Genomic DNA, 14,847 nt, shown 5'->3' with positions numbered 1-14,847 from the left:
TTTCCCGCCACTCTTATTCACGGGCTTTATTGAGCAACTCAATGATTTTACCCTGTTCGTTCGGGGGAATCATTTCATAGTGGCTCAATTCAATATCATACGTTCCGCGGCCTCCCGTTAAGCTGGAAAGCGTCCGGGCATAGGTCATGATTTCCGCCAGTGGAACCCGGGCCTGAATGATTTCATAGCCCCCCGTTGAAACAGCCATGCCTTCCATCCGGCCTCTGCGACTGGAGAGATCGCTGCTGATGTCACCCACATTCTCTGCCGGGATCAGAATTTCGATTTTGACAATCGGCTCCATCAGGACGGGACGCGATTTAGTAAACAGTTCTGCAAAACATTTACTGCCCGCGATTTTGAATGCCGTCTCGTTACTGTCCACCGGGTGGTCTTTACCGAAGAAAACTTCGCAGATCAGGTTTTGCACCTGACAACCGGCGATCACCCCCTGTTTCATTTTCTCCAGCACCCCTTTTTCAACAGCAGGAATAAACTGGTTGGGAATCGAACCTCCCGAGATACGATCGACAAAAGCGAAGTTCATTTCGGGATCATAATGACAGGACCTGAGATGATCGAAATTGGCTTTGGTGAAATATTCTTCCGGATTCACGTCCTGGGGCATCGCCGACACTTTGAGATGAACCTCGGCGAACTGACCAGCGCCACCCGACTGTTTTTTATGTCGGTAACTGCCTTCGGCGCTCCCCATGATCGTTTCTCGATAAGGCACTTTCGGCAGATGCGTGATCACCTCCACTTTATCACGATGCAGTAATCGCTCCTGCACGATCTTGAGGTGCAATTCACTCATCCCCTGCATCACCATCTCATGTGTTTCTTCATCATGGATCACATGAAAAGTCTGGTCTTCCTCTTCGATTTTATGCAGGGCTCCCGAGATTCTCTGTTGATCATTCCGGCTTTTCGGCTCGACTGCCAGACCGACGAGGGGATGAGGAAACTTGATTTCCGGTAGCGAAAGCCCATCCCCGTTTGCATCGGCTGCCAGTGTATCCCCCAGTTTCAAATCATCCACTTTTGCAACAGCAAAGATGTCGCCGACGGAGACTTCATCTACGGCTTCCTGTTTTCCCCCCTGGACGTCGAGCAACTGAGTAATGCGAACCGGCTTACCAGTGCGGACATTGACCACCGACGAATCTCTGGTCAGTTTTCCGGAAAAGACACGCAGGTAACTCATTTTTGAGATAAAGGGATCGATGCGGGTTTTTACAACCTGGGCGACAAATGGCTGATCCGGTGAAGGATCAAGGATCACAGAACGACCGTCCTTTGTCTGTTCCATGCGCTGAATGTCTTGGGGACATAAGGTGTAATTCGACATCGCATCCATGAACTCGGCAACGCCGACACCGGTTTTAGCGCTCATGAACAAGACAGGAATCAAGGTGCCTGCCGCCATCGCTTTCGGGATGTTGGCAGATAATTCGGCAGGACTCAGTTCTTCGCCTTCAAAGAAACGTTCCAGTAAAGCCTCGTTCGATTCAACGATCGCTTCGATCAGCATCTGACGTGTCCCCTCCGGGTCGCCGAGGGTGTCAGGATCGGGGGCAGACGCATTTTTCACCAGGTCGAACACGGCTTTGAAGTCGGCTCCCAGTCCCACAGGCAGGTTAATGGGAATGCATTGAGAGCCAAATGTTTCGCGTACCGAATTCAAGAGCGTCTCATAGTCGATATTGTCTGCATCACATTTATTGAGCACGATCATCCGGGCAATCCCGGCTTCCTGCGCCATTTTGGAGACTCGCAGGGCATTGATCTCAACTCCATGGCCTGCATTTAACAGGATCAGGGCGGTCTCGACGGCACGTAACGCGCCGGAAACCTGCCCGATAAAATCGGGATAACCAGGGGTGTCGATCAGATTGATGTGATGCCCACCGTAATCAAAGTGTATCAGAGTGGAAGCGATAGAAATTCGATGGTCGATTTCTTCTTCATCCGTATCCAGCAGACTGGTGCCATCGTCTACAGACCCCAAACGGGAAGTGGCACCAGATTGAAACAGCATCAGATCGGCTACAGTTGTCTTGCCAACAGCCCCGTGGCCGACCAATGCCACATTCCTAACGTCGTCTACCTTGTATTCATTCATCGCTTGTCCTGCCTTTCAAGAAATTGGCCAGGCGCAATTGTCCTCCGTTCCGTTAAAGGCAACACGCTGAGCCATGATTTGATGCGAACGTGTGTGCCGGGAAAATGTGAGCTTTTCCCGGCATATCCTTAAACCGGACTCCGGTATGAAATCCGGATCAATTCAGCGACGGGCAGGATGTGAATCTCAAGTTGTCTATATCTCTATTTTATGCTGTTGTTTCACTAACAAAATCATATAGTTGAGATTTTCAAAACGCGAAAGGATTTTCAGAAATTTGCACTTGTGTTTCAGGAAACACAGATTCCGGTCAGCGAAACAGCAGAGTTCCCATATGGATCTGCATGACACAAAACCGGGTATCACCAAGATTTAAATGCCTGATCGGAAGCAGAAATCAAAAAGGAACCGGCAGCAGGAAGAGATGATGTTCCATCAGAACCCGGTTCCCGTGCACGCCGATAAACTGGGTAAAGAATAGAATGAAGACATAGACGGCCAGCAGAGGCAGGACGATTGTGCGGCTCAACCAGCGCCAGCCAAACCAGGCATTTCTGGTCTTCGACGAGGCACGATAGTAAACCCAGCCTAGCAGGATTTTTGTGGGATAAATCGTCGCGACAAAAATCAACGTGATTCCCCAGACGGCATCGCGGGGTAGCGCTGCCACTTTAAACAGGTAGAGGGGAAGTGACAGAAGATACACAATGATCAGCGACAGCATCCATAACAGGGGAGCCCGTTTAAATTTTCGCCGAATGGTCTTTAATTCAAACATGGCCCGAAACCGGTTCTCGGCAGCAAAATGTGCCTGAAGGATCGGCAACCACCCCAACACGATAACCAGAATCAAGCCTCCCAGCAGGGTAACAGCGACCGCACCTCCCTGTCCTCCCTCGGGTGAACTGGCGGCAGCAAACATGGTCGACGGAATAATCAGCCAGATCAAAGCCCCCAGAAAACCACGCAGTCCCAGCGAAAAGTTCTTCCCCAGTTTCAGAGAAGCAAAAAATTCGCTCACGTGTGCAGCTGCCCGGTCCAGATAGCCTCCCTCGCGGATCTGCTGATAGAGCCAGATGGCGTTTTTAAGGGGCCGTACGAAACACCCGAATGTTCCACCACGTGCTAAGGCCAGGCAGAGATGCGCGGCAATCGCGATTGCCGCCAGCCGATTCATCAGATGCAGGTTCCGATCACTGCTGCCGCCGGGATCAATCAAGTGCGCATCTGCGGCTGCTCCTGCCAGTAGAAACAGGGGAATCAACCAGAGAACCACGCCTATCACAATCATCCCCAGTCGCGGGGCAATATCCAACAGAGGAAATGCAAGACGAATCTTACCGGTGCGTGCGACACGACCTTCTACGTCGAGCAGATATCCCAGTGCAATAAAATTCACAATCGGGACGGCAGCAATCAGAGCCAGAAACAACACCAGGCAGGCAATACCGAATGCCATACGAATCATCCAGAAGGCTGCCTTGAGAGGGTGACGCAATAAATGGGGAAAAGGAGGAATATTTCCCACAAACTCGTCAGGATAGAACTGTTGTATTTCCCTGGTCGTGTCTGCGGTGGCGACTGGCTCATCAGAAAAATCGGTAACTTCACAAGCCGTATCGGAACTCACGATCGAATCTGCCTGTTGTGTGGTATGATCATTCATAACCCGCTCTCGCTGATGATCAGAAATTCGGATGGATTCTGAAACATCGATGACATCCCCGGAATCAGTGTGCGGTTTCAAATTAACACCTGTCAATCACTGAAGCTGGTCGATGTCATTAACGCAGACCTTGAGATACTTACCAGGTGACCTGAAAGTCCTGTAAAAAGCGTCTGAACACCGAGACAAGCTAAGTCCTACTTATAACAGAATTTCCTGACCGAATCGAGAAGCATTCCCGACAGGGACCTTGATTCGCTAATATTGTTACTCAGAAAAAACTGTATAGTTTCAAGAATTCGCTGAAACTTTCGAATTCCCCCTCTGGTATGATTAAGTGTAAAGCAGAGTCGTGCTTCCCCCCTTTGGGGAGGGAACTTTCAATTCATTACGAGATCAAACTATGAAATCTCATGCCCGTCACTGGAACGTTGTCTGCCTGCCCTTGTGTGTTGTGGGGCTGGTTGTGACTCTGGTGACCTGGGCTTCCAGCAGTCCGGTTGAAAAGTCTCCCCCGCCATTGACGATTACTGAAGACGACACTTTTACTGACACAGTGCAACAGGTAAACCAGTTTTTCGAGAGCCAATGGACCGAGAAAGAGACACCACCGGCAGCGACGGCTTCAGAACTGACCCAGCTTAGAAGACTGTCACTGGCCTTGCATGGCACGGTTCCTTCACTCGAAGAAATTCGTGAGTATGAAAGCCTGCAGGGCACGAACCGCCTGGAACGCTGGACACAGAAACTGCTCGCCGACCGTCGTTTTGCGGACTACTTTTCTGAACGATTAACCCGCGCGTTTGTTGGTGTTGCCCAGGGACAGTTTATCATCTTTCGACGCGATCGCTTTAAAGCCTGGCTCAGTGATCAGATTCAGGATAATACTCCGTATGATGAACTGGTGCGCAAACTGATTGCCGGCGAAGGACTCTGGACGGGCGATCCCGAAACCAATTTCATTACCGCCGCTGTTGCGGATGGGAACCTGGACCGAAACAAGTTGACCGGCAGCACTGTCCGTGCATTTTTGGGACAGCGAATTGACTGTGCCCAGTGTCACGATCATCCCTTCGATCACTGGAAGCAGACAGACTTCGAAGGGCTGACCGCCTTTTATGGTCAAGTAGAAGTACAGGTTCTCGGCGTACGGTCGAACAGGAAATTGAAATACGAAGTGGAAGACCGGATGACGCTGGAACAACGTGAAGTTTCGCCACGTGTTCCCTTCCTGGCAGAATGTCTGCCTGCAGAAGGCACACTGCGAGAACGACTGGCGGAATGGGTTACTCATCCGGACAACCGCCGATTCGAACGTGCGTCGGCAAATCGGGTCTGGGGACTGTTATTCGGCATTCCCTATTATGACCCCGTAGATGATCTTCCGGCTCCCACAGATCTCTCCCAGTCCCCCCCGGGGTTGCTCGATATACTGGGCAGGGACTTCCGTGAAAACGGATATGACATTAAACGACTGATCCAGATTATCGTCGCGTCCCGCCCTTTCCAGTTGTCTTCAGAATCTGAATTCGCAACAGCCGAACAGATTGATGCAGCCACTTACAACTGGGCACTGTTTCCGCTGGTTCGTTTGCGTCCCGAGCAGATTATTGGTTCGATGCTGCAGGCCTCTTCTCTGAAAACCATTGACCAGAACTCGAATCTGATCATGCGGGGCCGACGTTTTTTCTCTGAGCTCAATTTTGTCAAAGAATATGGTGATCTGGGAAGCGATGAACTCAATGATTTTCCTGGTACGATTCCGCAGGCTTTATTGCGGATGAATGGAGAGTTCGCCAAGGATAACGGCAGTGCCTCGCCATTGAACTCGGTCGGACGGATTGCTTCACTCGATGTCTCCACAGAAAAGCGGATCGAAACCTGCTACCTGGTCTGCCTGACCCGACTTCCCACCCCGGCAGAACGCGATTATTTTCTGAAACAGTATCAGTCAGCGAACAATCAACAGCAGCGCGTCAAGATCACGGAAGACCTCTACTGGGCTCTGTATAATTCTCCCGAATTTTCCTGGAACCATTGAACCATGTTTGATTCCCATCTGTTATCCAGCAAAATCAGCCGCCGCGATCTGTGCAAAGTCGCCGTCGGAGGCACGCTGTCATTCATGCTGCCCGGCTTTGATTTAAAGGCAGCCGAAAAACGAGGGAAAGAACGCCGAAAATCGGTCATCATTCTCTGGATGGGAGGCGGTCCCAGTCAGTTGGAAACCTGGGATCCCCATCCGGGAACAGCCATCGGTGGTCCAGGCAAGGCTATCAAAACAGTGGTTCCCGGCCTGCAGATTTCCGATATGTATCCCCTGCTGGCTGAGCAGCTGGATTCGATGTCGGTGATCCGATCCATGGTCTCTAAGGAAGGCGACCACGAACGCGGGACTAAATATCTGAAAACCGGTTATCGTCCCGAGCCGACAACCGTTTACCCTGCACTGGGTGCGATCATCACACATCAACTGCCCAGTTCTCAACTGGAAATCCCTCAACATATTTCCATGGGAAACACGCAGTTTCCCGCCCGAGGCGGTTACCTGGGCGGACACCTGGATGCCTTCCGCGTACCTGATCCCGGACGGAATATAGGAAACATGCGGGCCGGCGTCGAAGCGCCCCGCCAGGAACGTCGACTGGAAAATCTGGATGTCGTCTCGCAGGCATTTCGGAAAGGGAGAACGATTCAGACTCAGAAAACACTGCATCAGTCGACCATCGATCGCGCCCTGACCATGATGAGTTCAGAACAGCTGAATGCCTTTGAAATAGAAAAAGAGCCCGAGGCAGTTCGCAAAGCCTATGGCGATTCTCCCTTCGGGCGGGGCTGCCTGGTTGCCCGCCGACTGGTCGAACAGGGCGTACACTCCATCGAGGTGAATCTCAATGGCTGGGACAGCCATACCAATAACTATACCGGGCATCAGACCCAGGCGGCGATTCTGGACCCGGCCTTTTCCAGCCTGCTGAACGATCTGAAGTCACGCGACCTGCTGGACTCCACGATTGTGCTGTGTATTGGTGAATTTGGCAGAACACCCAAAATCAACCCACTCGACGGTCGCGATCACTGGCCCACCGGTTTTTCCTGTATTGTCGGCGGCGGTGGCTTGAAAGGAAATCTCATCCTGGGTGAGACAGACCCGACTGGCAAGGAAAAGACTCCCGTCGATCCCGTTCGCATTCAGGACCTGTACGCCACCATCCTGCAGAAAATGCAAATTGACTATACCAAAGAACTCATTTCTCCCATTGGACGACCGCTGGCACTCAGCGACGGGACACCGATTTCCCGACTGATCTGATTTCAGGGCAGAACAAAATCACTCGCCTCTGGAAAAATTGCTTGCCTGAGAGCGCAAAACTTTCTAATTTGATAACTGTCCGAAACCAGCCGCGGGTTTTGACGTTTATTGAATAGACTCCTGCCTCCCTCTTTCCATTGGATGCTGAATATGATCCGAATGTTTCTTTCCGTAATGCTCACGGCTGCCTGTCTGTCTTTAGTACCACGTCAGTCCCAGGCAGCAGACTGGTCACAATTCCGCGGTCCTTCCGGAAATGGAGTGTCAGAATCGACGGGACTCCCCACCGAATGGAACTCCGAAAAGAACATCGTCTGGAAAGCAAAACTTCCCGGGCACGGCTCTTCCAGCCCGGTGCTGTTCGGCGACCAGGTGTTCGTGACTTCCTATAGCGGCTATGGACTGACTGAGGAAGATAACGGCAACCCTGCCGACCTGCGATTGCATGTGATCTCCGTCAACCGCGACAGTGGCGAAATCATGTGGGACGAATCGGTCTCCCCGATCAATGAAGTTCAGAAAATCACCAAGCGGATCGTTGACCATGGTTACGCCAGTGGGACCCCTGCCTGCGATGAAACGGGCGTCTATGCTTTTTTCGGAACCTCGGGTGTTGTCGCCTGCGATCTGCAAGGTAAACTCAAATGGCAGGCGGATGTCGGAGAGGGAACAGCCGGCTTTGGATCCGCCTCATCTCCCATCCTGTATAAAGACTTCGTGATCGTGAATGCCAGCATTGAAAGTTCAACCGTTTATGCGTTGAACAAGAGTAATGGAGAAGTCGCCTGGAAAGCGGAGAATATCGAACGTGCCTGGACCACCCCTTCGATTGTGGATGTTCCGGGAGGGAAACAGGAACTGGTGGTCAACCAGAAAAACCAGATCTTCGGCTTTGATCCCGATACCGGAAAAAAACTCTGGAGCTGTGAAGGAATTCAGGACTACGTGGTGCCGGTCGTGGTGCAGAATGAAGGTATCCTCTACTGCCTGGGAGGTCGCAGTAACCGCAGTATCGCCGTTCGTCCAGGAGGCAAAGGTGATGTCACGAAAACGCATAAGCTCTGGGAAGTTAATGTAGGAGCGAATGTCACTTCCCCCGTGTATCACGACGGTCATCTGTACTGGGCCAGTGATCGGGGTATTGCCTTCTGCCTGAATGCGAAGGATGGCGAAGTGGTTTACAAAAACCGCCTGCCCACCGGAGCCCGACTGTATGCGTCGATAGTACTGGCGGATGGAAAACTGTATGTAACGACCCGGGACAGTGGCGTTATTGTACTCAAGGCCGGCCCCGAATATGTCGAGCTGGCGCGGAATGAGATTAAATCAGACGACGATCTGTTCAATGCATCACCTGCCGTCAGCGCAGGCAGTATTTTCCTGCGTACCAACAGTTATCTCTATCGAATCGCCGAGAAGAAATGAGGTTCTACACAAAAGATTCTGATTAAATAACTTACAGGTTTGTCAGACTTTTGGAACAGGTCGTTGATACAGTGGTCCGACCGCTGGAAATCCCGAATCGGGGCTTCTACAATACGAGGCATGACAGAATCATCGACACAAAATGGATACCTCTTCAAAACGATCGGCGTGATTGGCGTCGGTCTGCTGGGAGGCTCCATCGCCGCTGCTGCGAGACAGCGCCATCTGGCAGAAACCATCCTCGGAGCAGGCCGAAATCCTTCCCGCATGCGGGCTGCCCAGCAGGCGGGATTGCTGGATCGAGGCACAACGAATATCGCAGAGACGGCAGCCCAGTCTGATCTCGTGATAGTTTGTACTCCCGTCAACCATATTGTCCAATTCATTCAGACTGTTGCCCAAAACAGTCGCCCTGGAACGATCATTACCGATGTCGGCAGTACGAAACAACAGATCTGTGAGCAACTGAAAGGAACCCTGCCTGCAGAAGTGACTTTTGTCGCCTCCCATCCGCTGGCGGGATCAGAAAAAAGCGGTTACGAATTCTCTGATCAGAACCTGTTTCAGGATCGTCCTTGTGTCATCACTCCTGATGAATCGGTCCCGGCAGAAGCTGTCTCCCGCATCAGGCAGTTCTGGGAAGCACTGGGCATGCACGTGCTGCAGACAACACCAGAAAAACATGATCTGATTCTGGCCGAAACCAGCCATCTGCCGCATGTGGTCGCTTCCGCTCTGGCGGCGACTTTAGCGACAGAAAATACCAGATACACCTCGACCGGCTTCCGGGATACGACCCGCATTGCCGGTGGTGACCCGGCTCTGTGGATTGATATCCTGCTCAGCAATCGAGACGCCATCGTGACGAGTCTTGATAAATACAGCCAGTCACTGCAGCAGTTCCGGGAAGCAATTCTCACGCAGGATGAAAAACGCCTCAGGCAACTGCTGGAGGATGGTAAAAAGAAACATGACACATTAAATTCAACCCCGTAGTCAACAGGTCAGGTTTTCGGCTGACTTTCACGACGACAACCACGAATCTTTCATCTTCCCGATGAAATCAACAGTAACTGGAAAACACATGCTTTGCGAAGTCGAAATCAAACCCGCCGACAACCAGATCGACCGTGAGGGAGCCCGGATTCTGAAAGAATGCCAGGTGCTGGGTGCCAATTCAATCCGGACGGTCCAGACAGCCCATTCCTTTCTGCTCGAAGGCAACCTGGACCAGGCGGGTATTGATAAGATTGCCCGCACCCTGCTGGCCGATCCGATTGTAGAAACCTTTGAGATTCGCATTCTGTCAGGTGCCACTTCTGAAACAACCGACTCGGAACCACTGCTGAATGTCATGTTCAAGCCCGGGGTGACTGACAACACTGCCAACAGTGCCCGCGAGGCGATCTGTGATCTTGGCCTGGCTGTGGAGAACGTAGCCACCTGCCGCAAATACTGGGTCAACGCGGATGCATCCTCCGACGAGATCGACCGCATGGCTGCCAAAGTGCTTTCGAATGAAGCCATTGAATATGTCGTACGTGGTCCTCTGCAGATGGACAGCATCAAACTCGGCAGTGAATACACGTTCGAACTGGTCACCATTCCCATTCGCAAAATGAATGATAAACAACTGGAAACACTCAGCCGCGAAGGTCAGCTGTACTTAAATCTGACTGAGATGAAAACCATCAAAGCCTACTACGTCAGCCAGAAAAAAGATCCGACCGACGTCGAACTGGAAAGCATCGCCCAGACATGGAGTGAGCACTGCTCTCACAAAACCCTGGCTGGACGAATTCACTTCAAAGACGGTGAACGTGATCTGCATTTCGAAAATATGTTGAAAGAAACGATCTTTGCTGCGACAACCCAAATCCGCAAATCACTGGGAGAAAAAGACTGGTGTGTAAGCGTTTTCGCTGATAATGCCGGCGTCATCACCTTTGATGAAAAGCAGGATGTCTGCTTTAAAGTGGAAACCCACAACCACCCTTCTGCCCTCGAACCTTATGGTGGAGCCAACACGGGCCTCGGGGGTGTGATCCGTGATCCGCTGGGAACCGGACTGGGCGGTAAACCGGTCTGCAATACCGATGTATTCTGTTTTGCTCCTCCGGATATTCCTTATTCTGAGCTTCCCGCCGGAGTCCTGCATCCTAAAGCGGTCGCAACCGGCGTAGTCTCCGGCGTGCGTGACTATGGAAACCGCATGGGCATTCCCACCGTCAATGGCGCCGTCTATTTTGACGAACGGTACCTGGGTAACCCCCTGGTCTATTGCGGAAATGTGGCCATGCTGCCTGTCGGCAAGTCAGAAAAGCAGCAGGCACAACCGGGGCACTATATCGTGGCTGTCGGCGGTCGCACGGGCCGAGATGGAATTCACGGCGCTACTTTCTCTTCTGCAGAACTGACTTCAGAAAGTGAAATGCTTTCCGGCGGTGCCGTGCAGATTGGAAATGCGATCACGGAAAAGATGATGCTGGATGTCATTCTGGAAGCACGCGATCAGGAATTATTCTCGGCGATCACAGACTGTGGTGCCGGTGGATTCAGCAGCGCTGTCGGGGAAATGGGAGAAAAAACCGGCGCGGAAGTCTGGCTGGATCAATGCCCGCTGAAATATGCCGGCCTGTCATACACCGAAATCTGGATCTCCGAAGCCCAGGAACGCATGGTCCTGGCTATCCCTCCTGAAAACTGGGAAGCCTTCGAAAAACTCTGTGCCGACGAAGGCGTTGAAGCTTCCGTCATTGGGAAATTCACTGACACCAGCCACCTTGTATTGAAATACCAGGATCAGGTTGTCGCTGACCTGGAAATGTCCTTTCTGCATGATGGCCGACCTCCGGTAGTGCGCGAAGCCGTTTACAAGGTTCCGGCTTTCACGCCTCTGACACCACCTCAACGCGAAAACTACACCAAAGACCTGACCTCCATCCTGAGCTCTCTGAATGTCTGCAGCAAGGAATGGATCATTCGCCAGTATGACCAGGAAGGGCAGCCAGGCAGCGTGGTCAAGCCGCTGGTGGGCGTGCAGAATGATGGTCCCTCGGACGCGGCAGTCGTTCGCCCTGATCTGACCTCCACGCGCGGACTGGTAATTTCGTGTGGCATGAACCCCCGCTATGGTGATTTAAACACACACTGGATGGCGGCCTCTGCGATTGATGAAGCGCTCCGAAACTGTGTTGCCGTGGGTGCCGATCCTGCGAAGATTGCCATTCTCGATAACTTCTGCTGGGGGAACACCGATCGTCCGGAAACACTGGGCAGCCTGGTAGCAGCTGCCCTGGCTTGCAAAGAATTTTCAGTCGCTTATGGCACCCCCTTCATCAGTGGTAAAGACAGCCTGTATAACGAGTACTCCTTCGAAAATGAGCAGGGAGAAAAAGAGACCGTTGCGATTCCCGCTTCACTCTTAATCAGTGCCATCGGACAGATCGCCGATGTCAGCCACGCGGTGACCATGGATGTGAAATCTCCCGGTAATCGTATTTTTCTTGTGGGAACGACACATGACGAACTGGGAGGCAGCCACTTTGCCCTGGTGAATCGGCTGGAAGGGGGACAGGTCCCCCAGGTTGATAAGGAAGAAGCACCGGAAATTTTCAAAGCGCTGCACCTGGCAATTCAAAAGCAGGCGGTCAGGAGCTGCCATGATCTGAGCGAAGGGGGCCTGGCTGTGGCAGCAGCGGAAATGGCGTTCGCCGGCGGCTATGGAATGAAACTGGATCCGACCAGACTTCCTGAAGCGCTGGAACTGTCTACCCCGAGTTTACTGTTCTCGGAAAGTAACACCCGTTTTCTGCTGGAAGTCGCACTGGACAAAATGGATGTTCTGTATGAGTGCTTCGGGGATCTGCCTCTGGTCGATATTGGCGAAGTCATTGGCACACGCCAGTTCACGATCAAAGGCAACTCAGGGAATACCGCCATCAGTGCCAGCCTGGATGAGCTGAAAGCAGCCTGGAAAACCCCACTTGCCTGGGACTGATGCACCAAAACTATCGCGTACAGTAATAAACTGAACGTTACACAGGCTATTTCTGCGCGTCAGCTTTCTGGGAAGTTCCAGCTGGATACTTATTTTAATGCTTCCCCACCTTGTCCGTTCGAGTAAAATAAGGGATGCCCTTTGAAAACCGGCTTCGAAATAAATCTATCAGAGCTTCCTCTGAAATTTGAGCGGATATCACGATCTCGTTTGAGAGTATAACGTGCTGGTTTAACAGGAGACCGACACAGACAGAAACCTGTTTGCTGAGTTTATCCCACGTTTTGAAGCAGTATGCAGATTGGCAGGAAACCCCTGTAATTTCTCGATTTATGGTCGCAAAGTCCTGTAGCAGGCATTACGATAGCGTTTACGGAACTTTCTGCGCCAAGCAGTGTTTACCTTTGTAGAAAGGTGTGAAAACGGATGTCGGAAGTGAAACAAGATTCCTCTGAGTTTGAAATCACTCAGGAGTCAATAGATAAACTGAGTACTGCGTACCAGCAGATCCATGGTCAGATCTCAAAAGTCATTGTCGGTCAGGATGAGGTGATTGAGCAGCTCCTGATCGCATTATTCAGCCGCGGTCACTGTCTGCTGGAAGGAGTGCCCGGCCTGGCCAAAACCCTGATGATCAGTACGCTGGCCCAGACGCTCTCCATGTCGTTCAGCCGCATCCAGTTCACCCCGGACCTGATGCCCGCGGATATCACGGGAACCGATGTGCTGCAGGAGGACCGGGAAACGGGATAACCGTACGCCTCCCAAAACACAGGCGGCGCTGCTGGAAGCCATGCAGGAACACCAGGTGAGTGTCGGTCAGACCAGACATCTGCTGAATGATCCGTTTTTTGTACTGGCGACGCAAAACCCGATCGAACAGGAAGGCACCTACTCTCTGCCGGAAGCACAGCAGGACCGCTTCATGTTTAAGGTCTATGTCCGATATCCTTCATTCCAGGAAGAACGACAGATCGCCCGTCAGACGACCTCCGATTCAAAAAATACAATCGACCATGTACTGAACGCCGTGGATGTCCTGGAGATTCAGAAAATTGTAAGACAGGTTCCGGTCTCTGATCACGTGATCGATTATGCCCTGGCTCTGGTCAGGCAGACCCGTGTCAATGAACCGGGTACTCCTGAATTTGTGAACGAATGGCTGAGCTGGGGGGCCGGACCGCGTGCGGTTCAGAACCTGTTGCTCGGCGGAAAAACGCGTGCGTTGCTCAATGGTCATACACACGTCTCGACAGAAGACATCAGCGCTCTGGCTGCACCGGTTTTACGACATCGTATCGTGACCAATTTCTCTGCTGAATCGGAAGGGATCACCTCGGATCGTGTGATTGAGCGCTTGATTGAAGAGACACCGTCTAAGGAAGGCGAACTGACCAGTGACCCAAGATTACAGAAAATATTTGCTGCCTGAAGCAATCTCTCGCATTTCCCGACTGGAAATTCGAGCACGTTCGATCGTCGAGGGGTTCCTGTCGGGATTACACCGCAGCCCCTTCTTCGGGCAATCTGTTGAATTCGCCCAGCACCGGGAATACACCCCGGGTGATGATGTGCGAAATATCGACTGGAAGGTCTGGTCCAAAACAGATAAATACTACATTAAGCAGTACGAAGAAGATACCAACCTGAGAACCACACTACTGGTGGATGTCAGCGAATCCATGCAGTTCGGAACGGGTCCCCTCAACAAGTATGAATACGGTTGTACGGCAGCCGCTGCCCTCGCGTATTTATTGCTCAAGCAGCAGGACGCCGTCGGCATGGTTACTTTTGACGATGGGATTCGCAGCCGGGTACCCGCATTAAGCAAACGCAATCACCTCAATTCACTCCTGACTGCGCTGGCAGCAGAAAAACCTGCCAAAAAAACTGACATTTATGACGTATTAAAAGAAGTGGCAGAAACACGCTCGCAGAAAGGCACGATTATTCTCATATCCGATTTATTCGTTAACAGGGAAAGCCTGTTTAAAGGTTTACGCCTGTTGCAGTATCGCGGGCACGATCTCATGCTGTTGCATATTCTGGATGATCAGGAACTCGATTTTGATTATTCCGGAACAACACGCTTTGAAGGCATGGAACAGGCGGGTGAACTGGTTTGTGACCCCCGTTCTTTGAGAGAAGGGTATCTCAAAGCCATGCATGAGTTTTTAAATGAAATCAGAAGGCGTTGTGCCAGCAATAAATTTGACTACCAGACAATCCGCACCAGCGAATATCTCGACGCTGCATTGTCCCACTATTTGAATCATCGCATCGGAATGCAGCAATCCATCCGACAGTAAACGAAACTT

8 protein-coding genes and 1 pseudogene are annotated in these 14,847 nt (G+C 51.7%); 7 read left to right on the top strand and 2 right to left on the bottom strand.

Features of this window, described 5'->3' with window-relative positions:
• Window positions 1-13: 13 nt before the first annotated feature.
• Together AACZ40_RS00200 and AACZ40_RS00195 are read right to left on the bottom strand one after the other, a co-directional pair.
• Window positions 14-2,125, bottom strand: coding sequence for an elongation factor G (locus AACZ40_RS00200; protein WP_291175240.1), 2,112 nt, complete (start codon window positions 2,123-2,125; stop codon window positions 14-16).
• 397 nt (window positions 2,126-2,522) lie between these two features.
• On the bottom strand, window positions 2,523-3,791 hold the full coding sequence (locus AACZ40_RS00195) for a DUF4013 domain-containing protein (protein ID WP_291175242.1): 1,269 nt from the start codon (window positions 3,789-3,791) through the stop codon (window positions 2,523-2,525).
• A gap of 403 nt (window positions 3,792-4,194) precedes the next feature.
• On the opposite strand from AACZ40_RS00195, the gene AACZ40_RS00190 reads away from it, so the two are divergent.
• The 7 genes and pseudogenes from AACZ40_RS00190 to AACZ40_RS00160 all read left to right on the top strand — a co-directional run bounded on the left by AACZ40_RS00190 (window position 4,195) and on the right by AACZ40_RS00160 (window position 14,838).
• Complete coding sequence (locus AACZ40_RS00190; protein WP_291175245.1) at window positions 4,195-5,832, top strand: DUF1549 domain-containing protein; 1,638 nt, start codon at window positions 4,195-4,197, stop codon at window positions 5,830-5,832.
• A 3-nt stretch (window positions 5,833-5,835) separates the two neighbouring features.
• Window positions 5,836-7,104, top strand: a complete 1,269-nt coding sequence (locus AACZ40_RS00185) for a DUF1501 domain-containing protein (RefSeq protein WP_291175248.1) — start codon at window positions 5,836-5,838, stop codon at window positions 7,102-7,104.
• 159 nt (window positions 7,105-7,263) lie between these two features.
• Complete coding sequence (locus AACZ40_RS00180; protein WP_291175251.1) at window positions 7,264-8,529, top strand: PQQ-binding-like beta-propeller repeat protein; 1,266 nt, start codon at window positions 7,264-7,266, stop codon at window positions 8,527-8,529.
• Window positions 8,530-8,649: 120 nt separating this feature from the next.
• Window positions 8,650-9,525, top strand: a complete 876-nt coding sequence (locus AACZ40_RS00175; RefSeq protein WP_291175254.1) for a prephenate dehydrogenase — start codon at window positions 8,650-8,652, stop codon at window positions 9,523-9,525.
• 88 nt (window positions 9,526-9,613) lie between these two features.
• Window positions 9,614-12,529 (top strand): phosphoribosylformylglycinamidine synthase subunit PurL, encoded by a 2,916-nt coding sequence (gene purL / locus AACZ40_RS00170; RefSeq protein WP_339672618.1) that lies wholly within the window; start codon window positions 9,614-9,616, stop codon window positions 12,527-12,529.
• A 426-nt stretch (window positions 12,530-12,955) separates the two neighbouring features.
• Window positions 12,956-13,961, top strand: a pseudogene (locus AACZ40_RS00165) (MoxR family ATPase).
• Window positions 13,927-14,838: a DUF58 domain-containing protein gene (locus AACZ40_RS00160; protein WP_291175263.1), complete on the top strand. Its 912-nt coding sequence runs from the start codon at window positions 13,927-13,929 to the stop codon at window positions 14,836-14,838. Before AACZ40_RS00165 ends, AACZ40_RS00160 begins: the two are co-directional and overlap by 35 nt.
• Window positions 14,839-14,847 lie beyond the last annotated feature (9 nt).

It is taken from the genome of uncultured Gimesia sp., assembly GCF_963972345.1.
Classification (GTDB): domain Bacteria; phylum Planctomycetota; class Planctomycetia; order Planctomycetales; family Planctomycetaceae; genus Gimesia.
This window is presented reverse-complemented; position numbering and strand designations above follow the sequence as displayed.

What these genes read in the sequence shown, in the direction of transcription:
- AACZ40_RS00200 (WP_291175240.1), bottom strand. Translation starts at nt 2,125, where the DNA reads ATGAATGAATACAAGGTAGACGACGTTAGGAATGTGGCATTGGTCGGC.
- AACZ40_RS00190 (WP_291175245.1), top strand. Translation starts at nt 4,195, where the DNA reads ATGAAATCTCATGCCCGTCACTGGAACGTTGTCTGCCTGCCCTTGTGT.
- AACZ40_RS00180 (WP_291175251.1), top strand. Translation starts at nt 7,264, where the DNA reads ATGTTTCTTTCCGTAATGCTCACGGCTGCCTGTCTGTCTTTAGTACCA.
- AACZ40_RS00175 (WP_291175254.1), top strand. Translation starts at nt 8,650, where the DNA reads ATGACAGAATCATCGACACAAAATGGATACCTCTTCAAAACGATCGGC.
- AACZ40_RS00185 (WP_291175248.1), top strand. Translation starts at nt 5,836, where the DNA reads ATGTTTGATTCCCATCTGTTATCCAGCAAAATCAGCCGCCGCGATCTG.
- purL (WP_339672618.1), top strand. Translation starts at nt 9,614, where the DNA reads ATGCTTTGCGAAGTCGAAATCAAACCCGCCGACAACCAGATCGACCGT.
- AACZ40_RS00195 (WP_291175242.1), bottom strand. Translation starts at nt 3,791, where the DNA reads ATGAATGATCATACCACACAACAGGCAGATTCGATCGTGAGTTCCGAT.